Here is a 26,868-nt window from a genome sequence, read left to right on the forward strand (position 1 = left end):
GGGCGACTCCTACCGCATCAAAGACCGCGACCTCGGGAGAGTCCCGGGATCGACAACCGAAGAATGAACACCAAGGGGGTCAATTTTCAACCGACGAAAAGGGGTCAATTTTCGGCCGCCGTTGACACGATGTAGGTTGCATGCCCCACCACGGACCTCTCCCAGTAGGCACACAGTAGGCACGGCACCACTCAGTCTCACTCATCACCCACTGGTGAAGCGCAAAATAAACATGGGTTGAGCTGCGTAAATGCTCATCCAGTCACCGGAAGACACCAGCCGCACCCAACTGTCACGACCTGCGGTTTTGCACAACGCACCATTTCAAAACCCGTCCAGTGTGAGTTCGAGTCTCACCGAGGGCACCAGAAAAACCAGTTCAAAGGCCACTACCTCACGACCACCTCAGTCCGCGGATGATGCCAGTCCGTAGATGGTCCGCCGAGGGCATTCTCCGGACCAGGAGAAGGCGCAGGTCACGGGCTGGTAGAAGAACCGCTGGCAGCGGCAATCGCTGGCTTGTCAGGTGGGTTGACAACGATAGCCAGGGGCGAACGAAGAGCTTTGACATCAGGGGACTCGCGGACCGACGTGTAAGAGGCTTGGTTTCCGACCTGGGGACCGGGGACACACGCCGACCCCCGTCGGCCGGCTGTCACCTTCAGGTCCGTCGCGGAGGCATGGGTCGAAGGCGCGTCACAAACCGAATTGCAGTCGGATACCGCCGCCCCCATTCAGCGTCGAACGCATCCAGCGCCTCAGCGACTACAGTCGAGTTGACGGCGGTGCAAATCGGTTTGACCCGCTGTGGCGATCGCATCGTGGTGCTGGCGGATAGCGAAACGCACCGTCTTGTTCATCGCCCTGAGCAGACCGCCCGGGCCGGTCGGCGATACGCCCGCCTCGCGGGCCGGCGCAGCAGACTTCCGCGCGACCTCGAGCTCGTCGACCTCACGGCCACCCGGGACTTCAATGGCCGCCGCGGCGGCCTCATCGTCAAGATTCTGCGATGATCGACAGCCACGCTAGTTTCGGGTCATCGGACCACCTTTCCGGTCCCGACACACCGGGGCCGATCAGGCCGTTTACACCCTTGTCGCGACCAGTCCCGCTGTTGAGAGCGGTATATGATCATGATCTGCAACCGGTGACGATATCTGATCCGGCGTCGAAGAGCTCGAACGATCACCTTAAGCTCCCGCGCCCAGGGTGTGTGGCATGTTTCGTTCCGACACGCCGAACCGGAGGGGTGAGGTGCGGGGGGATCTTCAGAGCTTTCAGGTGTTTGGCCGGCTCGTTGGTGAATGGTGGCGAGAGCCGGTCGATTACTCCGCCTACGTACAGTACTTTGCTAAACGGTCGATGACCGGCGCTATTCGCGTGATGATCGGTGTCGGCATCGGCCTGATCTCGATCATCACCCTGGTCGTGTTGTTGCCCGCGGTCCAGCCTGCGTCGATGCATCCCAAGATCGTTGTGGCTCTCTTCGCAGTGCTGAATGCGTATTGGGCGGTCGTATGGTGCACGCGTCCCTGGCCGACGCGTCGGCAATCGCGGGCGTTCATCATTGCGTCAGATCTCGGCATCGCCGCGGTGGGCCTGACTGGGTCGAGCTGGCTCATGGGCCTTTTCGCGTTGAACTGCTTTGCGTTGATTTCGGTCTATCTGATGTTCTTCGACGGTCCCAAGGCGCTCACGCTGCATACACTTCTCATCCTAGCGACGACGGTCGCTTTCATCACGCTGGCAAGCGCCGATGACGTCGTCGGCGGAGCCTTCACCGGCAGAATCCTGGGAGCGGTGGTTCCAGTGATCGCGACGCCGTTGGGCATACAGTTCGGCATCCGCACGCTGCGCAATGACGCCAACGCGTCCGCGACCGACCCGCTGACAGGATTGTTGAACCGCCGCGGCCTTCATCTGCACTTCAGCGACCTGCTCGAACACGGCTCGAGGGCGACCGGTGGCACCGTGAGTGTGGTCGTCATCGACCTCGACCGGTTCAAGAATATCAACGACACCCACGGCCACGCAGTCGGCGACCAGGTCCTGGTTCGATGCTCACAACTGATCACACAGGTCGTCAGCGGCCGCGGCTTGATCGCCCGCGTGGGCGGCGAGGAATTTGTCGCCGTTGTCCTGGGCGCTCGTGCCTCTGGCGAGAAGACCGCCGAAGCGATTCGGCGAGAGGTCGCAGCGTCGGGCGGCCCGCCGGCAATCACCGCCAGCGTGGGCGTGACCAGTGTCAACCGTAGCCACTTCATCGGCTCTAACGAACGCCCACAACTATTGCTTGAAGCCGCCATCGCGCGAGCTGACCAGGCGATGTTCTGCGCGAAACGCAGCGGCGGCAACACAACACATCAATTCTAGTGAAGATTCGAACCAGTCGGCGGATCTGAATGGGCTGTTCAGTTGAGGTCGCCGGTGGTGTGACGGTGTCGGCCGCAACAGGACGTTCGCGGCGATCACCGCGAAGGCGCCGCCGGCCGCGGCGGTGTTCAGCCCCGAGATGCTCACGCCCTGTTTGATGATCACTCCGGCTCCGAGAAAGCCGATCCCCGACGCGACCTGCGCGGCGACGCGGGTGGGGTCGCCCGACCCGAACGCATAGGCGCCCATCACGACGAACAGTGCCGAGCCCGGACTCACCAGGGCGTTGGTGCGCAGCCCGGCCATTTTCGAACGCCACTGACGTTCGATGCCGATGGCCGCGCCCAGCCCGACCCCGGCCGCGATTCGCAGGGACAGTTCGAGAGCATCTATCACCCGGATCCTCTATCAACCGCGGGTGAACGCCAGGTGTCTGGCCGTCTCGGCACCCCACCCGCTGCCCCGACCCAGCCCTACGGCCCACGCGGCTCGCGGGACCGCGCCTCCCCCACTCAGCGAAGTCCCGACTGCATCCAATATGTGCCTCTTCATCGAACTTCGCCACCAATTGTGTGGTGTGGCGATGTAATGTGCAGACATCGACCGGGGGGTCACATGAGCATCAATCCGACAATCGGATCCGGTTTCAGATCCGGCACGGCCAGATCCACCGCCGCCGGATGCGCGGCGCTTCTCGCGTTGGCGCTGTCCGCACCGTGCGAGCCCACCGCGGCGGCGCTGGCCGCGCAGCCGACCACCAACGAGGTGCTCGCCGCGCTGATGACGGGTAGCGACCCCGATCTCGGCCCGGCGCAGCCCAGCACCAGCAGCACCGGCTGGCTGACCGGCCCGCCCTTCGATGTGCCGGCCGACACCCTCGTCATCAACACCCCGGGCAGCGACGACACCACGCTCTACACGCGGATCGACCCCATGCGGGGTGACCTCAGGACGGCCATCGTCGTCTACCCCGAGGCGGTGTTCCCGATCATCTCCGGCAAGTCGGGGTATCTGCTCCCGATCTTCGCCCCCACCTACGACCAGTCGGTCAACATCGCCGTCAACCACACCATCGCCACGATGGCGGGCCTCAAGGAGGCCTCCGACAGGCCCTATGTCGTCTACACCGGCTATTCCCAGGGCGCCGACGCCGTCGGCGAGAGCGCGGCGCGGGTGTACGGCCACGGTCTGCTGGATCCGACCGACACCCAGATCGTGCTGGTGTCCGACCCACGCAGCCCGTGGGGCATCATGCAGTGGGCCGCCGACCACTTCCCGGTGGGCCTGGTCTTCAGCCTCGTCGGCGCAAAACCCGAAGGTGGGGCCCGTGATCCCGCCGCCACCGGTGACCAGCTGCAGGTGACCTCGGTGCTCATCGACGGTGACCCCATCGCCAACTTCCAGTGGGTCTGGTACCGGCCGGTCACCTCCCTGGTCGTCGACGCCGCCGGGTTCCTGGCCGTGCATTCGATCATGGGCCCGCAGAACTACTCCAACCTCGACCAGATCCCCGACAAGGAGACGCTCTACAGCGCGGACGGCAACACCACCTACCTCGTCTACCACGCCGAGCATCCGCTGACCCAGGTCACCGAGATGGCCCTGGGCGCCTTCGGGATCCAGCTCAGCGACAGCCAGGTGGACCGGCTCGAGGAGTTCAACGACTGGTTCTACCCGCTGCAGCAGCCCAGCCCCGAACGGGCCGCCCCGGGTGCGCCGGTGCTCCCGACGCCCCCGGCCCCGGCTCCCGTCGCGGACGACACGACCGCCGCCTCGGCCGAGGCGGAGACGCCGGCGGCCCGGATCCCCGTCGAGGAGCCCGACGCGATGGATACATCCGTATCGGCGGCCACGCCCGAGGTCGCGACCCCCGCCGACTCCGAACCGCCGCAGGCCGACCACACCACCCCCGCCGGAACCGACCGTCCGGAGCCGACGCTCGTCGCGACGGCTGCCGACCCAACCGACGAGGAGGCGGCCACGGAGGCGGCACGGACCGCGGAGAACACCGGACGCGCGACGGCGACCGATCCCGGCCGCGACGCCGACCCCGTGGGATCGGGGCCGACCGGCGACGATGCCGGGGACGTGACCGCCCGCGACGATGACTCCGGACCGGACGACTCGACAGAACCCGACTCGACAGAACCCGACTCAACAGAAACCGACCCGACGGAAGCCGACGGCAGGACTGCCGAATCAACGTCAGGCACAACGGATTCTGGGCGCAGCGCCGATTCCCCCACGGGTTCACCCGGGGAGGAACGCGCAGCCCAGCGCCGACACGGTGTGACGTCGGCGCGATCGGGTGACGCCGGCGGCCACGCGGACCGCGAGCCCCGGCGCACGGTCCGTCAGTAGAGATCCAGCCGGCGGTCGGCGTGCAGATCGACGTGGTCGGTCAGCCTCTTGTCGCGGGTCACCGACAGGTCGACATCGGCGAGAACCATGTCCTCCCCCGGGCCCGCGGCGGCCACCACCCAGCCGTCGGGATCGATGATCGCCGTACCCGCCGTCCAGGCCTGCCCGCGCTCGACCCCGCTGCGGTCACACGCGGCCACCGCCACCCGGTTGGTCCGTGCGGTCGACATCGCGGTGATGACCTCTCCGGGACGCTCGCCCTGCGGGCGCGGGAACAGCGGCCAGTTCACCGGGGCGACGATCAGCTCGGCGCCGTCGACCGCGACGCGGCGGGTCAGCTCCGCGAACTCCAGGTCATAGCAGACCATCACGGCGATCGCTGCGTACCTGGTGGGCAGCACCCTGGGCAGTTCGGCGCCCGGGGTGAAGATCAGCTTCTCGCGGTCCCACAGGTGGGTCTTGCGGTAGGTGGCGATGACACCGCCGGCGTCGAGGACGGCGGCACTGTTGTAGAGCAGCCCGTCGTCGCCGAGCTCGCAGAATCCGAGCACGGCGATCGAATCCTCTAGCACCGCAGACCATCGCGCGAACATCGAACTGTCGTGCCGCAGCGCCACCGAACGGGCCTCCGGCGCGTCGGCGAGCATGTAGCCCGACGTGGCGAGTTCGGGAAGCACGATGATCTCGGCTCCGGCACCGACCGCGGCGGCGATCCGTGCGGCGATGACCTCGGCATTGCCGGTCAGATCACCGATGCTGGGGTCGATCTGGCAGCAGGCGATGCGCGTCATCCCAACAGGCTAGCCCGGTCACTGGGGAAACGCGGCGCGCGCCTTGAGCGCCAGCCACAGCTCCAGGCGTGCGTCCCCGTCCTCGAGACGACGCCCGGTCAGCGCGGCGATCTGGTCAATGCGGTTGCGCACGGTGTTGCGGTGCAACGACAGCCGAGCGGCCGCCGGATCCCAGGCGCCGTTGGAACGCAGCCACTGCTCCAGCGTCCGCACCAACTCCACCCGCTCCCGGGGCTCCAATTGGTCCAGCGGCGCCAGGACGGTGTCGGCGAAGCCGCGCACCGCGTCGGGACTGCCCATACCCAGCAGCATCGCCACCGTCTCCCCCTCTCCGGCGGCGACGATGCGGCCCAACCGGGCACTGACCGCCACCAGGGACCGGGCCTGCGCCGCCGAGACCGCCAGGGACTCGGGCCCGGAGGGCGCCCCGATACCGCAGGCCAGTGCGCGGGCATGGGTCTGCAGCGTGGCGGTCAGCGCCTCCAGGTCGTGGTGGGCGACCTCGACGGTGGCGCCCGGCACGCGGACCATCGCCTCGGGCAGCCCGACCTGCAGCCGGTAGGCCAATGCTTCGGGATCGTCGCAGGCCACCACCGCCACCTGATACCGCTCGGCGTTGAGCCCGACGCCCGCCGCAAGCTGTTGGGCGCGTTCGCGTTTGATGCCGGGCCGCAACAGTTGGGTGAACACCTGCGACCGGCGTTGACGCTGGGCCTGTGTCGCGAGCTCACGACGCTCGATGTCGACGGCGATCAGCGACACCAGCACCGTCGAGGAACTGCGCGACGTGGTGTCCATGTCGGCCCCGAGCACCACATGCGCCAGCGGCACCCGGGCCCCGATCGTGTGCACCTCGAAATCCCCCACCATCGCGAACCCGCCGCCGCTCGCAGCCGGGGCCGCTGCCGGAGTCGCCGCGGCGGCCTCGCACGCGGCCTCGATGGTCTGCGGGGAGGTGCCGTCGGTGGCGCCCATCAACCGCCCGCTGCCGTCGCACACCACGCAGGGGGTGGCCGAGGCCTGCGACCACGCCGACAACAACGCCACCAGGGGCGCCGAGCCGGTGGCCACGGCGGTGAGCCTGCGGTTGATCTCCATCGCGGCCTGCAGGCCGGCGCGTTCCTGCGCGGCGATGCTCCCGAAGACCCACTTGGTCACCGCGATGAACGGCGTCTCGTCGGGCACCGTCAGCAGCGGGACTCCGAATTCCTCGGCGGCCCGACGCAGCGGCGCCGGGCACTGCTGATACGGCAGCCCGTGACCGAGCCCCAACGCCAACCCGGCCACGCCCGCCCGGGCACATTCCGAAACGTAGGCGCGGCACGGCGCCAGGCGCATCGGCAGCAGCAGACCCACCGTCATCAGCAGTTCGCCGCCGCGCAGCCAGTCCCCCGGCGCGGTCAGTTCCGACACGTGCGCCGAGGTCACGCGCCGGTTCAGCGCACCCGACCCGGCCGCCACCTGCAGGTTCAGCGACGCAGCGGCGGCAACGTCGGCGACGGTGATCACCGCGACCAACACCGATTGTGCATATTGTCCAATCGTAATAGACACAATGAACATTCACGCCATGGCGTCAGCGGCGAGCACCTCGCATTGTGGGAACAACCCGTGATCGCCCAGGAGCATCGTGACAACACCACCGGCCGGTTCCACCGCCACTTCCACCGTTACGCTGATCGAGACCCGATCGATCGACTACGTCCCCGACGACGAACGCCACGGCAAGGTCGGCCATCAGGGGCCGTTCTGGTTCGTCGGCAACTTCCAGCCGTTCACCCTGGCGCTGGGGTTCGTCGGCCCGAGCCTCGGGCTCTCATTGGGCTGGACGATCGTCGCCGGACTCGCCGGTATCGCCTTCGGCACCCTGTTCATGGCGTTCCACGCCACCCAGGGCCCCGTGCTCGGGCTGCCCCAGATGATCCAGTCCCGCGCCCAGTTCGGCTACCGCGGGGTGCTGCTGGCCCTGGTGGGCACGCTGTTCACCTTCGTCGGGTTCAACGTCGTCGACGTGGTGATCATCAAGTCCGGGCTGCAGTCCATCTTCGGCTGGAACCCCGCGGTGGTGGCCGTGGTGATCACGGTGATCGCGGCCCTGGTCGCGATCTTCGGACACGACCTGCTGCACCGTACCTTCCGGCTGCTGTTCTGGATCTCGCTGCCGCTGTGGATCATCCTGACCTGCGGTGTGCTGTTCGGCGCGGTCACCGGAACCGCCGATCACACCGGCGGATTCAGCTTCGTGGCGTTCCTCGTGCAGTTCAGCGTCGCCGCGTCCTACAACATCACCTACGCGCCGTATGTGTCGGACTACAGCCGCTACCTGCCCCGCGACACCAAGCCGGCGGCGATCATCTCCTCGGTGTTCCTGGGCGCAGCGGCCTCCCCGGCCTGGTTGATCCCGCTGGGCGCGTGGATGGCGACCTATCTGGGCGCCACCGATGCGCTGGCCGGCATCAGCGAGTCCGGAAACGACGCCCTTCCGGTGCTGGGCTACGTGCTCGCCGTGGTCTCGGCGCTGGTGCTGGTGGCCACCATGGGGCTGAACGCCTACAGCGGAATGCTGACGGTGGTCACCGCCATCGATTCGATCCGCCCGGTCAGTCCGACGCGCCGGCTGCGGGTCGTCACGATCGCCTCGCTGGCGGTGATCTGGCTGGCGCTGGGTCTGCTGCTGACCAACGCCACCACCGCACTGAACACGACCCTGCTGATCATGCTGTACCTGCTCGTGCCCTGGACCGCGGTGAACCTGACCGACTACTTCTTCGTGCGCCGCGGCCACTACGCGATCGCGGATCTGTTCACGCCCAAGGGGATCTACGGCGCATGGTCATGGCGAGGGGTCACGGCGTTCCTCGCCGGCGTGCTGGCCCAGCTGCCGTTCATGGTTCTGCCGTTCTTCGTCGGCCCGGCCGCGGCGGCCATGGGCGAGGTGGACATCGCCTTCGTCGTCGGCCTGCTGGTGTCCGGAGTGGTCTATGTCGCGCTGACGCGCTCGCTGGACCTCAGCCAGGAACGGGCGATGATCGAATCCCACCCCGAACTGGCCGACCCGGCCAGCAGCGCCGACATCGCCGAAACCGTTGCACGGGAGGAACAGTGACACCCGACGTGGTCGGCCCCGTCGACGCCACGCGCTATCCGCGCTACACCGATCCGGCGACGTTCGCCCGGCTGCCCCGCATCGACCAGGTCCCCGCGGTCGACGTCAGCATCGTGGGCATCCCCTTCGACAGCGGGGTCTCCTACCGGCCCGGCGCGCGGTTCGGGCCCGGCCACATCCGTGCGTCCTCGAAGCTGCTGCGCCCCTTCAACCCGGCGCTCGGAGTCGAGCCGTTCGCCCGGCAACAGGTCGCCGACTGCGGGGACATCGCGGTCAATCCCTTCGACATCGCCGACGCGATCGCCACGGTGGAGGCCTCGATCACCGACCTGCGCCGGGACGGATCCACGGTGCTGACCCTCGGTGGCGACCACACCATCGCGCTGCCGATACTTCGGTCGCTGGCCCGCGACCACGGCCGGATCGCGGTGCTGCACTTCGATGCCCACCTCGACACCTGGGACACCTACTTCGGCGCGCCGTTCACCCACGGCACACCGTTTCGCCGGGCCAGCGAGGAGGGCCTGATCGACATGGAACGCTCCCTGCACATCGGGATCCGCGGGCCGCTGTACAGCAAGACCGACCTCGAGGACGACGCTGTGCTGGGCTTCCAGGTGATTCGCTCCGACGACTACGAGTTCGACGGCGTGGCAAGCATCATCGAGCGGATGCGCCGCCGACTCGCCGGGGGCCCGGTGTACGTCTCGGTGGACATCGACGTGCTCGACCCCGCCCACGCGCCGGGCACCGGTACCCCCGAGGCCGGCGGCATGACATCCCGCGAGCTCCTCAACACGCTGCGCGGGCTGGTCGGACTCGACGTCGTGGGCGCCGACATCGTCGAGGTCGCACCCGCCTACGACCACGCCGAGATCACCGGTATCGCGGCGGCGCACGTGGGCTACGAGCTGTTGTCGGTGCTGGCCGCCAACCGCTGACCTGGCAGTTCCGCCTGGCCGAAACGCATGACACATCCGGACCGAATTGTCATAGCCAGAAAGGGAGAGCAGGCACCGGCAGCGTCAAGAACCCCAAGGCGCTTAACCTTTGCTCACCGATCCTCAGCCTGCAGGAGCACAGAATATCGCATTCCGCCGGGAAACTGGCCGTAAACAGAGAATTCCACTACTCCTGCGATTTCCGCGCCACAGCGAACGTACAGCTAATCCGGGCATAACAGCATCTGAACCGCTGCCTGCCGAGATGCGATCCCTCAATCACTGAGCACGGAGAACGCGCGTCAATTAGAGTATTCCCGGTCGTCCAAACTACATCGATCAATTTGCTGCAGTGGATGGGGTAACCGATGCGGGCATTTCTCGCCGTGGCCGGAGCAGTTTGCATCACAGCGGCGGGGCTGGGCGCTCCGCATCACCCCCCTTCGGAACGACAGACATCGGCGCGCGACGTGGCGCTGCGGGCGCAGGTTCTGACCGTCACCGGCTACACCTTCGGGGGCGTGCTGCACTGGAACCTCAACGACTTCTTCCAGGGGGCCGAGTGCGGCGCCGACTCCGGCAACACCTGTACGGCCGTCCCCTACGTCTCCGCGTCGCCACTGTTCGCCGAGTCCACCGGCGCCAAGGCCCTCGGCAAGGCGATCGACGAGACCCCGGTGCCCACCACGGTGCTGGGCTACTCGCAGGGGGCCGCGGTGGCCACCCGCTGGATCGAGCAGCACGCGGGCACCGCCGGCGCCCCGGCCCCCGAGGACCTGTCGTTCATCCTGGCGGGCAACCCGCTGCGCAAGTACGGCGGCATCCGGCCCAGGCTCGGCCTTGACGATCCGACACCGGATTCGGAGTACTCGGTGGTCGACATCGCCCTGGAGTACGACGGGGCCGCCGACATGCCCGACAATCTGGGCAACATCGTCGCGGTGGCGAATGCGATCGCGGGCTTCTGGTACATCCACATCCGCGACTACCCCGATGCCGACCTCGACAGCACCGACAAACTGGTCTGGGTGGACGGCAACACCACCTACGTGCTGCTTCGCACCGAGAACCTGCCGCTGCTGCAGCCGCTGCGCGACCTCGGACTGAACAACCTGGCGGACAAGCTCAACGCGCCACTGAAGAAGATCGTCGACGCCGCCTATGACCGCGACTATCCCGGCATGATCGACCCCGAGACCTACGACCCGATGTCCGGAATCTCGCAGCCCGCCGAGGCGACCGACGATGCGCAGCCCTCCGACGACGACACCGCGCAGGCCCCGACCGACGCTGACACATCGCCGACCGCCGCCCTGGCCGGTGCGGTCAGCGCGGTCAGCGCGGTCAGCGCCGAACCGGCGGCCGAACCGGCAACCGATAGCGCCGAGGAGACCGCCGACGGGGATACGACCGATGGGGGCGGTGTCTCCGAACCCGGTGACCCGGCCCCCGATGCCTCGACCGACAGCACGGCGGTGCAGGAGCCGGCCGAGCAGGACGATGCGGCCGAGGAATCCCCCACCGAGGGCGACGAGGATTCCGCGGCGGCGTCCGAGGACCCCGCTCCCTCGCGGGACACCGACCCGGATAGCGACCCGGACACCGGCGCCGAGCCGGACGATGACGCCGACCAGGGGTCAGGGGCTCGCGCCACCGGGCTCACAAGCGACGACGAGGCGGGCCACGACACCGATTCGGCGGGCGACACCGATTCGGCGGGTGACACCGAGACCGCGAGCACCGGGGCGGCGGGAAAGCGTGGAGCCGCAGCGGGGTCGGCCACCGACCGGCCCCACCGCCTCCGGGACCTGCTGCGGCACCGGCCGCAGCGCGAGGCGGCGGCCTCGCATCGCAGGGCCGCGGCATCGCATCGCGGGGCGGGCAGCTCCTGACACGCGCGGCCCGCCGGCGCGGTCGAAGTGCCACCCGCACCCGCGGACGGATCCGCTAGGGAAACATCAGCTGGACCATCGAGCAGTCGTCCTCGAAGCCACCGGCCGGCGTCATGGTCCGGAGCCGATCGGTGAGGTCGTGCAACGACCACTGCGGTGAGAGAGCCAGCTCGGCGAGCACACTCTTGAAACCGGTCAGTGACAGATTCCGGCCGTCGACCAGGGGGATCTCACTGGCCCCGTCGCTGTACACCAAAATCCTGCAACCGGGTGGCACGCGGTAGGTGTCCGAGGTGAACTCCGTCTCGTCGAACATCCCGATCGGTGCCGACGGTGTGGACAGCTCCGCCGCGGTGCACGCCGGCGCGGCGGCCGAGGCGAAGGCCAGCGCGGGTGGCGCGCCGGCACTGGAATAGCGAAGCGTGCGGGTGGAGGCCTCGTAGACCCCGTACCACATCGTGAAGTAGTGGTCGTTGTGTTCCTCCATGCGGAACAGCTGGTTGAGCCCCGCCAGCACCGCCTCGGGCGTCAACAGGGTCTCGTCGGAGAACGAACCGGAACGCAGCATGTTGTGCACCGACACCGCCAGCAGCGCCGGCTCGATACCGTGCCCCGACACGTCGATCAGGTAGACGGTCAGATGCTCGTCGTCGATCCAGCGGTAGTCGAAGCAGTCTCCGCCGAGTTCGCGGGAGGGCTGATAGCACGACGCCACGTCGACCTCGCCGGTAAGGCCGTCCGGCAACAGCGAACTCACGTACGCGGCTGCGCTCTGGAGTTCGGTTGTCAGCTGTTCGGTCTGCTGCCGCAGGTGTTCCGCCATCTCCGCGATCCGTTGGGCATAGAAGATGGCCATCGTGCCGACGATGACGGTGCCCACCGTCGTCGAGAGCGTCAGCCCCTCCAGCTCCCCGAATCCCAGGGCCAGGAAGGCCCGCCGCGTCACGCCGACGAGAACCGGGAAGCTCGCGACGATCAGGCCCAGCTGGATGACGGTCCGCCGGTTCGGCCGGGAGAGTAGCCAGCTGACCGCGATCCGGTCGGGTCGCAACAACAGCGCCGCCACGGCGAGCAGCACCAGGCACAGGGCCGTCGCGATGGCCATCCCGGTCGACTCCGCGATCGTCACGAGAGCGACCGCGTCGAACAGATAGGACACCACGGCGACGCCCGGCGTGACCAGTGCCGCGACCATGCACACCGCCCAGGTCCGGCGGGTCCACCGGGTCGCCCGCGGCAGCGCGACCACGGCGGCCACCAGCAGCGCCGACAATGCCGTCAGGGGACTCGGGCGCCCCGGCCAGCTCGACTGGAGCTCGGCGACCTGCGGCCCGAACCACAGCAGGTCGACGCCGAACGACCGCTGCGTCGCATATTCCGCGAGAACGGCCACGGCGCTGGCGCCGACCGCCACCGCCAGGGCCCGGGCCGCCCAGGTTCGCGCCGGGGGCGAACCCCGGGACCACAACAGGACCGCGATCCCCAACGTCGCCAACCACAGCGCGGTCCGCGGGGTCATCGGCGGCCAGGTCGGGACGATGCGGGTCAGGGCCTCGACGCCGGTGGCCCACCCGACCCAGTCGAGTACCGCGACCACCAGGACCAGCAGAACGGCGCCGCGCCCCAACCGGATCACGACCGTTTCCGGGCCCGGACGGGGGCCGGGCGCGTTCATCCCTGCCGCATCCATCTCAGGTGTCGGCGATCATCGGCACCCGGATGCCAGGAGTATCGGGCCAGAATTCCGTGTCCCCAAAGCGATCCCCCAACCGGCCGCCCCTCCCAGCGATTGCAGTGAAGATTACTGCGTGCGCCGGCCGGCGGTGGCGCGACGCACGAACGCGGGCCCGATCCCCGCGCTCAGCCCCGGGCGGGGCGCCGGACGCTCAGGCCATCCGTTCGGCCTTGGCTCGCGTGCGCTTGGGGTCACTACCGGGTACGTAGCTCGGCGAGGTCGGCGCGATGCGGTGGCCCGCGGCGGTCTTGGCGACCCGTTTGCGGGCCTGCCGGAACTCGGGCAGCGGGCCCATCGCCAGATGGATGCCGTTGACCACCGCCCACACCGAGGACTGCCGCAGCGCCCGCTCCAGCGGATTGGGCGGGCGGTACATCACCATGGCGGCCGCCCAGCTGGGCAGCGCGTCACGGATCGCCCAGTCGATGAACTCACCGCCGAAGGGCCCCGATTCGGCCGCGGCGAGGTTGGGGCCGGTGGCCATGGCGGCGCCATAGGTGATCGCCAGCCTGGGCAGGTAGGACTGCAGGCACTCCAGCGTCTCGGCCTTGGTCTCGGGAAGATCCGTACCGCCCAGGGCGTGACCCACCTTGACGAACTCCCGGTAGTACCGATCGATCTTCTTCCCACGCAACGGATTCGGGTGGTAGTACTCGTGCGCGGTGGCGATGCCCCACACCACCGTCGCATAGTTCCAGCGCAACCACTCGGCGTCGTCGGCGTCATAGCGGAGCCCGTCCGGGCGCACCCCCTTGACGGTGTGGTGCATGGCCCGCACGGTCGCGGTGACCTTCTCGGCGGCGGCCGTGGAGCCGTAGGCGGTGGCGATGAAGAAGGACACCGAGTGCCCCAGCCGCACCGCGGCCCCCTCGGGATCGACCCGCATGGTCGGCTCGCCGAGCTCGTCGCGTTCGACGATCCGGGAGTGGTCGACGCCCATCCAGAAGATGCTCGGATCGAACCGCTCGATATAGGCCGCGCACTGCAGGCCGAGCACGAGGGCGGGCATGTGGGAGTGGACATGCCACACCGCGCTGCCCGGTCCGAACCAGCCGGGGTCGCCCTCGGGGCCGGCGAAGTCCAGGCCACGGAAGTACCTGCTCCGAACCTCGTCGTCATAGAACCTGGTCAGCCGCTGCTCCAGCAGCTGGTGTGGCAACTTCATGACCGCTCCTCCGGCATTGAACACGCGTGTTGTCAGAATAGCGTTCTGGTCACGACCGTGACCAGAGGTGTGGACGTAAGCTGACGAGGTGTCGAGCCCCACCAGGTGGGCCGGGGTTCCCCTGACCGACCGCCGGATCGAGCGACGCGCGCTGCTGGTGCGCGCCGCGTTCGCGCTGTTCGGTGACGGCGGTGAGGCGGCGGTCTCGGTGCGTTCGGTGTGCCGGGAGGCGGCGCTGAACAGCCGCTACTTCTACGAGAACTTCCCCGACACCGGCGCACTGCTCGGCGCGGTCTACGACCGGGTGGCCGCCGAGCTGTCCGTCGAGGTGGAGACCGCCATCGGGCGGGCCGCCGACACCGACGAGGACCGGCTGCGCGCCGGTATCCGTGCCGTGCTCGGCTTCAGCTCGGCCGACCCGCGACGCGGCCGGGTGCTGTTCACCGAGGCGCAGGCCAATCCCGTGCTGGCCGCCCGCCGCCACCTCACCCACGAACGGCATCGGCAGCTGGTGCTCAACCGCCATGAGCAGACGCACCCGGGCGAGGACCCGGTCGCCGCCGGGGTGGCCGCGGCGATGTACGCCGGCGCGATGGCCGAACTGGCCCAGCAATGGCTCTCGGGCAGTCTCGGCACCGACCTCGACGCGGTGGTCGGCACCGCCGTGCAGCTGGTGCTCAAGACCGTCTGACCCGGGCAAACGGCTCCACCGGCGGTGACCGGCGACCTAGTCTGAGGTGATGCACACCGGACGCCGCCGCGCCGTCGGCCAGCGCCTTGGCGCGGGCGAGGTCAACCCGTGCCGGCCGGTGCGCAACGAGCACTACGTCGACGTGGCCGCCCGGCGATTCCGGGTCCTGAAGATCACCACCTGGATCGCCTTCCTGGTCAGCGCCGGGTTCGGTGTCTGGCAGCTGGCCGGCGGCTACGGCGTGTGGCAGATCGGTGCCGTCAACATCGGGACCGGGATCGTGTTCCTGTTCGTCCCGCTGCTGCGCCGCTTCGGTGAGCTGGTGGCCCCACTGACCTTCATCGCCGTCGCCTACGCCTCGCTGTTCCTGATGACCTGGGACATCGGTACCGACGCCGGCCTGCAGTTCTACTACCTGGTCTCGGTGTCGCTGCTGGTGCTGATCCTCGGAATCGAACGCATCGCGCTGGCGGCGGTGCTGGCCGGGCTGGCGGCCGTGCTCACCATCGTCCTGGAGATCGTGGTCCCCGGGGACACCGGGCTGCAGCCGGCCTGGACCATGAAGATCGGCTTCGCCACGTCGGTGGTGGGTGCCTGCCTGATGTCGTTCGCGACCATCTGGTACGCCCTGCGCGAGATCGACCGCGCCGAATCCGCCATGGACGTCGAATACCGGCGCTCGGAAGCATTGTTGGCCAACATGTTGCCGGCCAGCGTCGCCGAGCGGCTCAAGGACCCGACCCGCACCACCAGCGTCGCGGACCGCTACGACGACGCCTCGATCCTGTTCGCCGACATCGCCGGGTTCACCGAGCGGGCCAGCCAGACCGCGCCGTGCGACCTGGTCGCCTTTCTCGACCGGCTCTACGGTGAGTTCGACACGCTCGTCGACCGCCACCGCCTCGAGAAGATCAAGACCAGCGGCGATTCCTACATGGTGGTCAGCGGCGTCCCGGACGTGCGCCCCGACCATCTGCCCGCGCTGGCCGATCTGGCCGTGGACATGGCCGCCGCGGTCGCGGGCATGCGCGACCCGCAGGGCCGGCCGGTTCCGGTCCGCATCGGTGTGGCCACCGGTCCCGTGGTCGCCGGCGTGGTGGGCTCGCGGCGCTTCTTCTACGACGTCTGGGGTGATGCCGTCAACGTCGCCGCCCGGATGGAGACCACCGACCAGGCGGGCCGGATCCAGGTTCCGCACGACGTCTACGAACGCCTCCGCGACGACTTCGCGTTCGAGGAACGCGGCGACGTCCCGGTCAAGGGCAAGGGCGTGATGCACACCTGGTATCTCATCGGGCGCCGTGACCTCACCCCCGATGATGCCCACGATGCCGAGGCAACCGACATGGCCTCCGGTGACGGGCATCAGGCCCGGTTGTAGACCACCCGCGTGCCCAACAGGATGTCCTGGATCGAGCGGCGATCGCGGTCGACGGCCACCCAGGCCAGGCCGATCAGCAGCGCCACATAGGCCACGGACCGCACCACCGCGATCAGCGGGTGCAGGCGCGACGAGGACCGGCCGACCACCATCACACCCATCAACACCGCTCCCACGGTGCGCCCGGAAACCGCCCAGCACACGCTCAGATAGGCCGCCGCCAAGCCCAGGAAACCGAGGGTGGAGAACACCGCCGACGGGGTGGGGAACTCGAATTCCCGTGGCGCGAACGCCAACCGGAGAAACACCCATCCGACGTAGGCCGACGCGAGCCCGGTGACCACGACGAGCACGTCGACGATCGCCGCGACGCCCCTGCTGACGATCCCGGCGGTGCGCATGGCCGGGATGTCCGCTCTGCTCACGGCGTCTCCCGGGAGCGGCCGAGCATCCGGTCGATGAGCCCCGACACCGCGTCGTCGGCGCGTTCACCCTGGGTCCGCACGTCGGTGACGACATCGGCGGTGACCGAGGTCGTGGATTCGCGGATGATCCGCGGCAGATCCACCCCGTCGATGATCTGGTCGGCCAGCCCGAGCAGGTCGATGCGCTCGATGATGGCCTCGATGTCGATCCGCGCGGCGATGGCGTCGATATCGACGCGCTCGGTCACCAGCGTGGTCAGGTCAAGCTGGTCGAGCACCTGGTCGACGATCACGACCGCAATGTCGACGACCAGACCCCGGAGCGGCTCGGCGCCGCGGGCCAGGACGACCTCCCCGCGTCGCGACAGCGCGGCCACGCCCTCCTCCAGGCGCGAACCCAGCACCGGCACCCGGGTGGCCGTGCGGCAGACCGCCGCGGCACCCCCGACGGCGACCGCACCGGCCCCCACGGCCGCAGTCACGGCCGGGTGCCTCAGCAGCCCGCTCAGGTTGGACACCCACGCATCGTAGAAGGGCGCGGCGCACTCGACCCGCCCGACACCGTGGGTCCGCCACCACGGACGCCGTGCCGGACGGGCCGACGGGAACGCGGATCAGGCCCGCAGGTTCTCCGACTTGATCAGCCACGCCTGCTTCTCCAGCCCGTCGATGAGCTGGTGAAGGATGTCGGCGGTGCTGGGATCCTCCTTGTCGATGTCATCGTGGACGGCACGCATGGTGTCCACCGCGGCATAGATGCGCGTGGCGACGAGCTCCACCACGTCGTCGGTGTTGTGGGTGGCGGCCGGGTACTGCGGCAGCGACGTGGTGGCCGCGACCGTGTCGGACCGCCCGTCGGCGACGCCGTCGAGCGCGCGGATGCGTTCGGCGATGGTGTCGCTGCCCTCGCGGGCGAAGTCGACGAGCTCGTCGAGCTGCAGATGCAGATCCCGGAAGTTGGTGCCCACCACGTTCCAGTGCGCCTGCTTGCCCTGCAGATGAAGCTCGATCAGATCCACCAGAACCTTCTGCAGGTGGGCGTGGAACGCCTCCGACGGTACGAAGCCGCGGACCTCGGCGGGGTCCCGACGCTGGCCTGTGATGCTTGCTACAGCAGCCATGATGTGCAACCTTCCCTTCGTGGGCCAAATAGTTCCTCCGGTACGCGGGGAAGCTGCCAGGGGCGCGTCCACTCGGCTATTGATGGCGCCTCACCTGGAGTTTCCCTGAGCTCCGGCATACATCCAGGTTAACGCCGGCGCACCGGCGAGACTGCCCACCGAAGCTGTCTGATTGGTCACTGTCGCTCGGCGGCATCTTTGCCGGAGGGCTCCGGTGGCGGCTCCGGACGCTCCTGGCGGGCGAGGCTTCGCGCGTATCCCGCACCCATCGCCAGTAGCGCCAGACCCACCACGATGAACGCCGTCACCCGGAACATGCCGTCGAGGGTGGCCAGGTCGAACAGGAACAGTTTCGCGGTGGCCGCGGCGGTCAGCGCCAACCCACCCACGATCGACGCGGTCCGCGTCTCCCGGTCCCCGGTGCGCAAACCCACGACCAGCAGACCGGCGGCGATGGCCACCCAGCAGATGGTGGCGGCCATGTGCCCGGCCAGGAAGCCGCCGTCGGGACCCGCGATCAGCACCCCGACGGTCACGGTGAAGGCGGTCACCGCGTAGGCGCAGACCGCCGCGGTGCCCACCCACAGGACCCGGACCAGGTCGTCGTCGTGGTCGGGGGCCACCGTCCAGGTCCACGCGATCGACAGCGTGGCCGCGATCAGCAGCACGCTGGTGACCAGCGTCGAGACCGCCACCGGGGTGCTCAACGCCGTAGGCGTCAGCAGCGCTCCGGGCTGCAGGTAGGTCAGCGCGATGGTGGCGCCCAGCAGCGCGAAGCCCATCGCGATCCACCGTGCGACGGCGCTTCGCCGCCCGGCCAGCGACACGATCGTGGCCAGCCCGACCAGTACCGGACCGGCGACCTCGCCGTCGAAGGCCACCGTGACCGCGACCAGCGCCGCGACCGCGGCCAGCACCGACCAGACGAGCCGGACCGGCCCGGTGACCCCGGCCAGCCGGTCACCGGCCAGCACGATCGCCAGCATCGCCACCGAGACGGCGGCGGCCATCAGGGAGGCCGGAAGACGGTCGAGCGCATCCCCGGCCGCCAGCGCCGGCAGCACACCGCCGGCCGTGATCAGCGCCATCGCGGTCTTGTGGGTGCTGCCGGGCAGCAGAACCAGCGCGCCCAGCACCGCCAGCAGGGCGGCCACCCCGCATGCCCCGCCCAGCAACCACGGGTCCTCACCATTGCCGAACGCGGCCGCCGGCAGGGCCAGCAGGACCGGGACCGAACCGGCGGCGACCCGCGCGGCGTGCAGCCAGATCCAGTCCCTGCCGAGTTGCACCGGCAGCGCGCTCGCCGAGAGGGCCAGCAGGAAGCCGACGAGCAGGAGGTCGAAGCCCTCGGTGACCACCGGCGCCAGGATCAGCAGGGGAATCAGGACCAGCAGTCCGAGCTGCTCGGAATCCCAGCGCCGGGCCAGCACCAGTCCGGCCGCGCCGACGGCGGCGGCCAGCAGCAGTCCGCCGGCGGGCGGCAGCCAGCCGTAGATGCTCGTGACCGCCACGACGTCCATGTAGGCGGCGGCGATCCCGGTGGCGGCCACGGCGATGGCGCCGACCCGTCCGCCCTGGCGTCGATTCCAGCGGATCGCGATCAGCACCAATGCACCCGCCAGCGCGGCACCCGCCCCGACGCGGATCTCGGGGCGCAGCAGACCGGCCTGGGCGGCCAGGATCAGCAGCAGGACCACCCCCACCAGGGTCACGGCCACCCCCGCCACGGCCAGCACCTTGCCGATCCACCCCTGCTCGGGGCGCCAGCAGACCCTCGGCGCCGGTGCTGCGGCCACCGGGGGCCGCGGGTAGGGGTGCGCCGAGGGCGGTGGGTAGGCGTGCACGGCTGGCCGGCGATGGACGTCCGCCGGGGGCACGGGTGGTGACGGCGCCGTCGGTGGTGGGGACACCGGTGGTGGGGGTGGCGTCGGATACCCCGGGAACGGCGGTGCCGCGGCACCCGCCGGCATCGGTGCGCCCAGTGCCCGGCGCAGCTCGGCGAGCTGGACGGACGCCCGGGCGAACTGAGTCGACATCGCCGTGAACTCCGACGACAGCCGCTCGACGATCAGTTGCGGCGATTCGGTCATGGATCACATCCTGGCCCCGCGGCCGCCGGTTACGGATGAGTAGGACTACCCGGATGGGCGCGTCAGGGCTCCTGATCCAGGCCGTGCTCGATGGCATAGCGCGCGGCCTCGACCCGGTTGGCCACCTGCAGCTTGCGGAAGGTGGCCTGCACGTGGTTCTCCACGGTTCGGTGGCTCAGCGTCAGCTTGGCCGCGATCTGCTTGGCGGTCAGTCCCTTCGCCAGATACCGCAGCACCTCGGTCTCGCGGTCGGTCAGAGTCGGACCGTCGGCCGCCGGACCGCCCTGGGCGACGCGGCGGTACTCCCCCAGCACCAGCCCGGCCAGCCCCGGGGTGAACACCGCGCGTCCGGCGGCGGTGGCCCGCACCGCCTCGGCCAGCTCGGCCCGTGACGCGCTCTTGACCAGATAACCGGTCGCCCCGGCCTTGACCGCCTGCAGCACGTCGTCCTGTTCCCCGGACGCCGACAGCACCAGCACCCGGGTCGCCGGCGATGCCTCCAACACCTGCCCGGTGGCCTGCACGCCGTCGCCGTCGGCCAGCCGCATGTCCATCAGGACGACATCGGGACGCACCACGGCCGCCCGCCGCCGCGCGGACCCGACCCCGTCGGCGGTGGCGACCACCTCGAAACCGTCCTCGGCCAGGTCGCGGGCCACCGCGTCGCGCCAGATCGGGTGGTCGTCGACGACCATCACCGTGATCGCCCGCGCGGCGACATCGCCGGTTCCCGTGCTCATAACCGTTCCCCCCGTCGCGGCCTGCGCGGAACCGTGAACTCCCACTCGGTGCCCCCGCCCGCCTCGCTGCTCAACTCCGCGGTGCCCGAGACCGCGGCCAGCCGGCCCACGATCGACTTCGAAATCCCCACGTGCCCTTGAACTTCGGCCTCCCGCAGCCGGCCCGGCGCGATGCCCACGCCGTCGTCGCGCACGGTCACCGTCACCCGGTCGCCGAGGTCCTCGACCAGAACGTAGGCGGTGGCGCCGGGCCCGGCATGCGCACGAACGTTGTCCAGCGCGTTGCCGATCGCCGCGTGCAGCTCCCCCGCGGTGACCGCGTCCATCGGCACCGGCGTTCCCGGCACGCTGACCACGACGCGCTCGCCGGCGCGGGCGCGGATCCCGGCCCTCAGGTCGATCCCCGCGGACTGCCCGTCGAGAGCGTCGAGGGGCAGGTCCTCGGCGCTGACGAGCCGCCGCAGCACCCGCTCCTGTTCGCCGGCCAGCTCGGCCAGTTCCGTGGTCTCACCGCCGATCTGGCGGCCTCGCTTGGCGACCAGCGCCAGCACCTGGATGACCCCGTCGTGCACGGTCCGGGCCAGCCGCTCACGTTCGGCCACCGCGGCCGACAACCCGATCGCGCGCTCCAGCTCGGCGTGCGCGCGGCGCGCGGTCTGTGCGGCCATCCCGACGGCCAGACCCACCGCCACCTCAATGACGATCGTCGCGTTTCGCAGGAGATCGACGCTGATCTGGCCCTTGAGCAGGCCGTAGACACCCATCACCAGCAGACCCGCGAGCATGCCCGCGATCGGTCCGAGCAGGATCGCCGCCGAGATTGTCGCGTTCGTCGCCCACAACGTGGTGGGCAGCGACTGGTTGGCGGCCACCCACTGGTCGTCGGCGACCAGCCGGGTGGCCAGCATCAGCGCGGCCACCACCGCGAGCTCGGCGAGCACCCAACTGCGGCGGCGACCGAAACCCTGCAGGTAGGCGACCCCGCAGGCGGCCGTCCATCCCGCCAGCACGGCGTACAGCAGCCAACTCAGCGCCGGCCGGGCCAGGTCGTCGTAGGACACCACCTGGAAGCCGGTGGCATACACCAGGCTGAGCAGGCGAAACACCTGTGCCGCGCGCCACAGCGACCCGGTTGGGTCGACGGGCTGATCGCGCGGCACCGGGATGGCACCGGGCGCCGACATGGCCACAGCATAGGGTGAAGGCGCCACTTCCCGGCGACGGCCGACCAGACCGGAGGGACGGATTGTGAAGCGCCTGAAGCAGATCATCGCGCTGCTCGGATCTGTGTTGAGTGCGCTGTTCACCGCCAACGGCGTTCGCCCGCTGTCCAAACGCGGTTACCCGTCGTTGTACGCGTTCACCTACGGGGTGTTCGCCTCCGAACTGCCGCTGCCGGTGCTGGCGGGCCAGGCTGTCGGCCTCACGGCCATCACCGGTGGCCTGGGCCGGCGTGTGGGCCGGTGGGCATGGCTGGTGTGCGGACTGTCCTGGTTGGGGCTGCTGGGCCTCGACGCCGTGGGCCGGCGTTCCGACAGACCGCTGTCGACGGCGCTGGATGCCGGGCTCGGGCCGAGACGCCGGCACGACTCCGCGGGGCTGTGGATGGCCCCGGCCCCCGGCGGGGGGACCGCGAAGAAGCCCGGCGTGGTCCGGATGCTGCGCATCTACCGGGACTATGCCCAGCACACCGATGTCGCCTATGGCGAGTACGGCAGCAAGAACCACCTCGACATCTGGCGCCGCCCCGATCTACCCGCCGATGGTCGCGCCCCGGTGCTGCTGCAGGTGCCCGGAGGGGCCTGGATGGTGGGCAGCAAGCGCGGACAGGCACATCCGCTGATGAGCCACCTCGCCGAACTCGGCTGGATCTGCGTGTCGATCAACTACCGGCTCAGCCCCCGTTCGACCTGGCCGGACCACATCATCGACGTCAAACGCGCGATCGCGTGGATCAAGGAGAACATCGCCGAGTACGGCGGCGATCCCGACTGGGTCGCCGTCACCGGCGGCTCGGCCGGGGGTCACCTCTCGTCACTGGCGGCGCTCACGGCCAACCGGGCCGAACTCCAGCCGGGCTTCGAGGACGCAGACACCAGCGTGCGGGCCGCCGTGCCGTTCTACGGGGTCTACGACTTCACCCAGGCCGACACGTCGCTGCACCCGCTGATGGTGCCGATGCTGGAGCAGTACGTCCTCAAGCAGAGCCGCCGGCGCTATCCGGACGCCTACCGCGACGCGTCACCGATCAGCTACCTGCACCCCGACGCGCCCCCGTTCTTCGTGCTGCACGGCACCAATGACTCGCTGATCCCGGTCGAACAGGCCCGCCGTTTCAGCGCCCGCCTCGACGAGGTCAGCAACCAGCCGGTGGTCTACGCCGAACTGCCCTGCGCTCAACATGCTTTCGACATTTTCGGGTCGCCGCGCGCCAAGCACGCCGCGGTGGCCGTCGAGCATTTCCTGGCCGAGGTCTACACCCGCTCGCGGCGGGAGTCCGTCAGCACCTGAGCCGCAGGCTCACAACGCCTTCCGAGCCGCAGGCTCACATCACTTCCGAGCCGCAGGCTCACATCACCTTCGACAGGAATGCCTGAGTGCGCTCGTGACGGGGGTTGGACAACACCTCGCGCGGCTCGCCCCGCTCGACGATCACGCCCCCGTCCATGAACACCAGCTGGTCGGCGACCTCACGGGCGAAGCCCATCTCGTGGGTGACCACCACCATCGTCATCCCCTCGGAGGCCAGCTTCTTCATCACGGCGAGCACCTCCCCGACCAGTTCGGGGTCCAGGGCCGAGGTCGGCTCGTCGAAGAGCATCAGTTTGGGGTTCATCGCCAGGGCGCGCGCGATCGCGACGCGCTGCTGCTGCCCGCCGGACAGCTGGGCGGGGTAGGCCGTGGCCTTGTCCGCCAGGCCGACCTGGTCGAGCAGATCGGTGGCCCGCTCCAGCGCCTCGGACTTGCGGACCTTCTTGACGTGGATGGGCGCCTCGATGATGTTGTCCAGCGCGGTGCGGTGCGGGAAGAGGTTGAAATGCTGGAACACCATGCCGACGTCACGGCGCTGCTTGGCGGCCTCGCGGGGCGGAATCTCGTGCAGTTTGCCACCGCGTTCGCGGTAGCCGACCAGTTCGCCGTCCACGTACAGGCGCCCGGCGCTGATGTCCTCGAGGTGGTTGATGCAGCGCAGGAAGGTCGACTTGCCCGACCCGGAAGGGCCGACCAGCACCAGCACCTGGCCCTTCTCCACCTCCAGCGTCACGCCCTTGAGCACCTTGAGCGCACCGAAGTCCTTGCAGACGCTTTCGGCTCTGACCATGGCCGGCCGTGCCGGGGCCGTCGTCTCGGTCATCCCTGCGCCTCCGTCATCGCCGCGCCTCCGTCAAACATGGCCACCTTCGGTTTGCGCCTTGGCCAACGCGTCGAGCTGCTTGGTGGTCAGCTTGCGTGAGGCCCCGCGGGAGAAGTGACGTTCCAGATAGAACTGGCCGACCATCAGGATGCTGGTGACCACCAGGTACCACGTGGCCGCCACCATCAGCAGCGGCACCGGCTCGAAGATCCGCGCCGCCACCTCACGGACCGCGATGCTGTACAGGTCGTAGGAGTACGGCACGGCGGTGACCAGTGAGGTGGTCTTCAGCATGCTGATCACCTCGTTGCCGGTGGGCGGGATGATCACCCGCATGGCCTGTGGCAGCACCGTGCGGCGCATGGTCAACGTCCACGACATGCCCAGCGCCGTGGACGCCTCCGACTGGCCCTCCGGGACCGACAGGATGCCGGCGCGGATGATCTCGGCCATGTAGGCGGCCTCGTTGAGGGCCAGGCCCAGGCAGGCCAGCACGAACGGGATGGACAGGCTCTGCAGGTTGAGGTGGAACAGCGACGGCCCGAACGGCACCCCGAGCTGGATGTTGGAGTAGATGGTCGGGACCAGGCCCCAGAACACCAGCTGCACGTAGATCGGGGTCCCACGAAAGACCCACAGGAAAACCCAGGACACCGAGCGGAACACCGGGTTGGGTGAAAGCCGCATGACGGCCAGCACAACGCCCAGGACGATGCCCAGCAGCATCGAGTACACCGTCAGCTGCAGGGTGTTGAACACCCCCAGCAGGATCCGGTCGTTGAACAGGTACTCGAAGTAGGTGGACCACCCGTAGGCCGGGTTGGTGGCCGCCCCGTAGAGGAACAGCCCGAACAGCGCGAGGATGACGATCGCCGCCACCCACCGCCACGGATGCCGCAGCGGCACGGCGTCGATGGGCGCCGGGTCCGTGACGGTGGACGACGACGATTCGTCAGCGCTCATGAAGTGTTCCGGGTCAGCTGATCGCGCCGTTGATCACCGGCTTGTCGATCATGCCCTGCTCGACACCCCAGTTGGACGCGATCGTCTTGTAGTCGCCGGTCTCGATCAGATGCTCCAATGCCTTCTGCAGCGACGTCGCCAGCGGCGAGCCCTTGGCCACCGGCCATCCGTAGGGCGCGGCGTCGAACACCTCGCCGGCCTGCTCGAGCTTGCCGTTGCTCTGCTTGATGGCATACAGGGTGACCGGGGAGTCCGCCGACATGGCGTCCGCCTGGCCCAGGACCACCGCGTTGGTGGCCGCGTCCTGGCTGTCGAAGGAGATGATCTCGATGGCCGGTTTGCCCGCGTCGGTGCACGCCGTGCTCTTGGCGGGCAACTCGTCGGTCTCCTGATAGGTCGTGGCCTGGACGGCGACCTTCTTGCCGCAGGCATCGTTCGGGTCGACCTCGCCGCCCGCGGGCTGCGCCCACAGGGTGCCGGCCGAGAAGTAGGTGACGAAGTCGACGGACTTCTCGCGTTCCTTGGTGTCGGTGAACGACGACATACCGACGTTGAACGTGCCGCCCTGGATGGCCGGGATGATCTTGGCGAAGTCGGCCTCGCGGTAGTCGGGGGTCAGGCCGAGGGTGGCGGCGATCGCGTTCATCAGATCGACGTCGAAACCGACGATCTTGCCCTCGGGGTCCTTGAACTCGTTGGGCGCGTAGGGAATGTTCACGCCGACGACGAGTTTGCCGGACGACTTGATCTCCTCCGGCACGGTGTTGGCGATCTCATCGACCTTCGTCGCCGAGACCGCGGTGGTGGAGGTGTCCTCGCTCTTGGTTTCCTCGCTGCTTGAGCAGCCCGCGAGCGCGAGCGCACCCGACATGGCGACGAGTGCGACGGCCCGCCACCACCGAGACCGTCCGCGACGGATTTGACATCCAGCTCCCACGTTGCCTCTTCCTTTGCATCGGGCCGTGTCCCGTCCGCAGACGTTAACGACCATGGACCCAGCGCGCACTGCCGGTAACCGAACAGTAGCCGGGCTGTAACGCTGTGGTGCGGAAACTTATCGCTGATTGCGAATGAGCGCTGTGTGAAGTGTTATCCGGCAGTCCGCAAACCCTCTTGCGGTGGCCGCAACATGCGCTCCGAGTGGTTGGATTCTACCCCGCCAGCCTTGCCAGGGGTTACCCCACCACGGTTCGCTCTTGACCTGCAACTTTGTGGGATCGCGCAAAAAGTTCGCGGCACCCAAAGTGGATACCGGGGTCCACAGTGAACGTTTCAGCGTACGCTCCGTGTACGTTAAAACGGTTGCGGCACAACATATCTAGGCGTTGACGGACACCCGAGCGGGCTGTACCGTCCCGGCTGTGACCAACCTCGAAATGATTCCCGCACCCGCCCCCGACTGCACCGACTGGCGCACCATCTGCGACGGGCACTATCGGCTGTTCGCCAACGGCACGCACGTACAGTTCGCCTACCCGGACGGACACCACTGGTCGACGGAACTCGACCCGGACGCCTGAAACGCAGAAAGCGGCCCCCAAGGTGTTCCCTGATCATTTTGTAGCCAACTACAAGTTGATCAAGTGCACCCTGGGGGCCGTTCTGCTGGGGACGCGCTCGGCTGAGGCTGTCAGCCAGCCGGTGAACTACTCCGGCGCACGTCCCCTATGGCTCCGGGCCGGGACTACTACCCCCCGACCCGATTTTTCGTTAGGGACGTTTAGCCCCCTGTAGCGGT

23 protein-coding genes and 1 pseudogene are annotated in these 26,868 nt (G+C 68.8%); 10 read left to right on the plus strand and 14 right to left on the minus strand.

Features of this window, described 5'->3' with window-relative positions:
- The first annotated feature begins 776 nt into the window (after nt 1–776).
- Entirely contained in the window at nt 777–1,013 is a 237-nt protein-coding gene (locus CSR00_RS30270; protein ID WP_141564424.1) for a hypothetical protein, read from the plus strand.
- 205 nt (nt 1,014–1,218) lie between these two features.
- On the plus strand, nt 1,219–2,373 hold the full coding sequence (locus CSR00_RS21395) for a GGDEF domain-containing protein (RefSeq protein ID WP_245906353.1): 1,155 nt from the start codon (nt 1,219–1,221) through the stop codon (nt 2,371–2,373).
- 69 nt (nt 2,374–2,442) lie between these two features.
- Here CSR00_RS21395 and CSR00_RS21400 read toward each other — a convergent pair.
- Nucleotides 2,443–2,766, minus strand: a pseudogene (locus CSR00_RS21400) (MgtC/SapB family protein); the annotation flags it as partial.
- Between the two features lie 222 nt (nt 2,767–2,988).
- Here CSR00_RS21400 and CSR00_RS21405 point away from each other — a divergent pair.
- Nucleotides 2,989–4,734, plus strand: a complete 1,746-nt coding sequence (locus CSR00_RS21405; RefSeq protein WP_099024443.1) for a hypothetical protein — start codon at nt 2,989–2,991, stop codon at nt 4,732–4,734.
- Here the strand turns inward: CSR00_RS21405 and CSR00_RS21410 are convergent.
- Nucleotides 4,728–5,525 carry a nitrilase-related carbon-nitrogen hydrolase gene (locus CSR00_RS21410; RefSeq protein ID WP_099024444.1) on the minus strand — a complete coding sequence of 266 codons (798 nt, stop codon included), beginning with the start codon at nt 5,523–5,525 and terminating at the stop codon, nt 4,728–4,730. The two genes, CSR00_RS21405 and CSR00_RS21410, sit on opposite strands and share 7 nt — an antisense overlap.
- Before the next feature lie 18 nt (nt 5,526–5,543).
- Nucleotides 5,544–7,046, minus strand: coding sequence for a PucR family transcriptional regulator (locus tag CSR00_RS21415; protein ID WP_245906355.1), 1,503 nt, complete (start codon nt 7,044–7,046; stop codon nt 5,544–5,546).
- 109 nt (nt 7,047–7,155) lie between these two features.
- Here CSR00_RS21415 and CSR00_RS21420 point away from each other — a divergent pair, with 109 nt between their 5' ends.
- From CSR00_RS21420 to CSR00_RS21430, 3 genes are all read left to right on the plus strand, one after another.
- Nucleotides 7,156–8,631: a purine-cytosine permease family protein gene (locus CSR00_RS21420; protein ID WP_218014525.1), complete on the plus strand. Its 1,476-nt coding sequence runs from the start codon at nt 7,156–7,158 to the stop codon at nt 8,629–8,631.
- Nucleotides 8,628–9,572 carry an agmatinase gene (gene speB, locus CSR00_RS21425; RefSeq protein ID WP_099024445.1) on the plus strand — a complete coding sequence of 315 codons (945 nt, stop codon included), beginning with the start codon at nt 8,628–8,630 and terminating at the stop codon, nt 9,570–9,572. The genes CSR00_RS21420 and speB overlap by 4 nt, the downstream gene beginning before the upstream one ends.
- A gap of 470 nt (nt 9,573–10,042) precedes the next feature.
- Nucleotides 10,043–11,464 carry a PE-PPE domain-containing protein gene (locus CSR00_RS21430; RefSeq protein WP_245906356.1) on the plus strand — a complete coding sequence of 474 codons (1,422 nt, stop codon included), beginning with the start codon at nt 10,043–10,045 and terminating at the stop codon, nt 11,462–11,464.
- 55 nt (nt 11,465–11,519) lie between these two features.
- Here the strand turns inward: CSR00_RS21430 and CSR00_RS21435 are convergent, their stop codons facing one another.
- Complete coding sequence (locus tag CSR00_RS21435; RefSeq protein ID WP_176562180.1) at nt 11,520–13,139, minus strand: PP2C family protein-serine/threonine phosphatase; 1,620 nt, start codon at nt 13,137–13,139, stop codon at nt 11,520–11,522.
- Nucleotides 13,140–13,350: 211 nt separating this feature from the next.
- Nucleotides 13,351–14,364, minus strand: a complete 1,014-nt coding sequence (locus CSR00_RS21440) for an oxygenase MpaB family protein (protein ID WP_099024447.1) — start codon at nt 14,362–14,364, stop codon at nt 13,351–13,353.
- A gap of 88 nt (nt 14,365–14,452) precedes the next feature.
- Between CSR00_RS21440 and CSR00_RS21445 the strand changes: the two genes are divergently transcribed.
- Nucleotides 14,453–15,055 (plus strand): TetR/AcrR family transcriptional regulator, encoded by a 603-nt coding sequence (locus tag CSR00_RS21445; protein ID WP_099024448.1) that lies wholly within the window; start codon nt 14,453–14,455, stop codon nt 15,053–15,055.
- Between the two features lie 49 nt (nt 15,056–15,104).
- A complete protein-coding gene (locus tag CSR00_RS21450; protein ID WP_099024449.1) occupies nt 15,105–16,436 on the plus strand; it encodes an adenylate/guanylate cyclase domain-containing protein in 1,332 nt (443 codons plus the stop codon).
- On the opposite strand, the gene CSR00_RS21455 is transcribed toward CSR00_RS21450, so the two are convergent.
- From CSR00_RS21455 to macS, 6 genes are all read right to left on the minus strand, one after another.
- Nucleotides 16,421–16,861: an RDD family protein gene (locus CSR00_RS21455; protein WP_245906358.1), complete on the minus strand. Its 441-nt coding sequence runs from the start codon at nt 16,859–16,861 to the stop codon at nt 16,421–16,423. The two genes, CSR00_RS21450 and CSR00_RS21455, sit on opposite strands and share 16 nt — an antisense overlap.
- Entirely contained in the window at nt 16,858–17,379 is a 522-nt protein-coding gene (locus CSR00_RS21460; RefSeq protein WP_245906360.1) for a hypothetical protein, read from the minus strand. The genes CSR00_RS21455 and CSR00_RS21460 overlap by 4 nt, the downstream gene beginning before the upstream one ends.
- A gap of 96 nt (nt 17,380–17,475) precedes the next feature.
- Nucleotides 17,476–17,982 (minus strand): Dps family protein, encoded by a 507-nt coding sequence (locus tag CSR00_RS21465; RefSeq protein ID WP_099024451.1) that lies wholly within the window; start codon nt 17,980–17,982, stop codon nt 17,476–17,478.
- Nucleotides 17,983–18,158: 176 nt separating this feature from the next.
- Nucleotides 18,159–20,072: a DUF2339 domain-containing protein gene (locus CSR00_RS21470; protein WP_099024452.1), complete on the minus strand. Its 1,914-nt coding sequence runs from the start codon at nt 20,070–20,072 to the stop codon at nt 18,159–18,161.
- 62 nt (nt 20,073–20,134) lie between these two features.
- Entirely contained in the window at nt 20,135–20,812 is a 678-nt protein-coding gene (locus tag CSR00_RS21475) for a response regulator (protein WP_099024453.1), read from the minus strand.
- Complete coding sequence (gene macS, locus CSR00_RS21480) at nt 20,809–21,996, minus strand: MacS family sensor histidine kinase (protein WP_099024468.1); 1,188 nt, start codon at nt 21,994–21,996, stop codon at nt 20,809–20,811. The genes CSR00_RS21475 and macS overlap by 4 nt, the downstream gene beginning before the upstream one ends.
- Before the next feature lie 61 nt (nt 21,997–22,057).
- Between macS and CSR00_RS21485 the strand changes: the two genes are divergently transcribed.
- Nucleotides 22,058–23,323, plus strand: a complete 1,266-nt coding sequence (locus tag CSR00_RS21485) for an alpha/beta hydrolase (RefSeq protein ID WP_245906369.1) — start codon at nt 22,058–22,060, stop codon at nt 23,321–23,323.
- 58 nt (nt 23,324–23,381) lie between these two features.
- Here CSR00_RS21485 and CSR00_RS21490 read toward each other — a convergent pair whose 3' ends face one another.
- The 3 genes from CSR00_RS21490 to CSR00_RS21500 all read right to left on the minus strand — a co-directional run bounded on the left by CSR00_RS21490 (nt 23,382) and on the right by CSR00_RS21500 (nt 26,001).
- Nucleotides 23,382–24,134: an amino acid ABC transporter ATP-binding protein gene (locus tag CSR00_RS21490; protein WP_099024470.1), complete on the minus strand. Its 753-nt coding sequence runs from the start codon at nt 24,132–24,134 to the stop codon at nt 23,382–23,384.
- A gap of 63 nt (nt 24,135–24,197) precedes the next feature.
- Nucleotides 24,198–25,130: an amino acid ABC transporter permease gene (locus tag CSR00_RS21495; RefSeq protein WP_099024454.1), complete on the minus strand. Its 933-nt coding sequence runs from the start codon at nt 25,128–25,130 to the stop codon at nt 24,198–24,200.
- Nucleotides 25,131–25,143: 13 nt separating this feature from the next.
- Nucleotides 25,144–26,001 carry an ABC transporter substrate-binding protein gene (locus CSR00_RS21500; protein WP_099024455.1) on the minus strand — a complete coding sequence of 286 codons (858 nt, stop codon included), beginning with the start codon at nt 25,999–26,001 and terminating at the stop codon, nt 25,144–25,146.
- Between the two features lie 490 nt (nt 26,002–26,491).
- On the opposite strand from CSR00_RS21500, the gene CSR00_RS30750 reads away from it, so the two are divergent.
- Nucleotides 26,492–26,650 (plus strand): hypothetical protein, encoded by a 159-nt coding sequence (locus CSR00_RS30750; RefSeq protein ID WP_176562182.1) that lies wholly within the window; start codon nt 26,492–26,494, stop codon nt 26,648–26,650.
- Nucleotides 26,651–26,868 lie beyond the last annotated feature (218 nt).

Source organism: Mycolicibacterium palauense, assembly GCF_002592005.1.
GTDB lineage: Bacteria > Actinomycetota > Actinomycetes > Mycobacteriales > Mycobacteriaceae > Mycobacterium > Mycobacterium palauense.

Bases quoted from the DNA above. Each gene is read 5' to 3' on its own strand.
- CSR00_RS21395 (WP_245906353.1), top strand. From the start codon at position 1,219: ATGTTTCGTTCCGACACGCCGAACCGGAGGGGTGAGGTGCGGGGGGAT.
- CSR00_RS21405 (WP_099024443.1), top strand. From the start codon at position 2,989: ATGAGCATCAATCCGACAATCGGATCCGGTTTCAGATCCGGCACGGCC.
- CSR00_RS21410 (WP_099024444.1), bottom strand. From the start codon at position 5,525: ATGACGCGCATCGCCTGCTGCCAGATCGACCCCAGCATCGGTGATCTG.
- CSR00_RS21435 (WP_176562180.1), bottom strand. From the start codon at position 13,139: ATGAACGCGCCCGGCCCCCGTCCGGGCCCGGAAACGGTCGTGATCCGG.
- CSR00_RS21440 (WP_099024447.1), bottom strand. From the start codon at position 14,364: ATGAAGTTGCCACACCAGCTGCTGGAGCAGCGGCTGACCAGGTTCTAT.
- CSR00_RS21450 (WP_099024449.1), top strand. From the start codon at position 15,105: ATGCACACCGGACGCCGCCGCGCCGTCGGCCAGCGCCTTGGCGCGGGC.
- CSR00_RS21465 (WP_099024451.1), bottom strand. From the start codon at position 17,982: ATGGCTGCTGTAGCAAGCATCACAGGCCAGCGTCGGGACCCCGCCGAG.
- CSR00_RS21470 (WP_099024452.1), bottom strand. From the start codon at position 20,072: ATGACCGAATCGCCGCAACTGATCGTCGAGCGGCTGTCGTCGGAGTTC.
- CSR00_RS21475 (WP_099024453.1), bottom strand. From the start codon at position 20,812: ATGAGCACGGGAACCGGCGATGTCGCCGCGCGGGCGATCACGGTGATG.
- macS (WP_099024468.1), bottom strand. From the start codon at position 21,996: ATGTCGGCGCCCGGTGCCATCCCGGTGCCGCGCGATCAGCCCGTCGAC.
- CSR00_RS21490 (WP_099024470.1), bottom strand. From the start codon at position 24,134: ATGGTCAGAGCCGAAAGCGTCTGCAAGGACTTCGGTGCGCTCAAGGTG.
- CSR00_RS21495 (WP_099024454.1), bottom strand. From the start codon at position 25,130: ATGAGCGCTGACGAATCGTCGTCGTCCACCGTCACGGACCCGGCGCCC.
- CSR00_RS21500 (WP_099024455.1), bottom strand. From the start codon at position 26,001: ATGTCGGGTGCGCTCGCGCTCGCGGGCTGCTCAAGCAGCGAGGAAACC.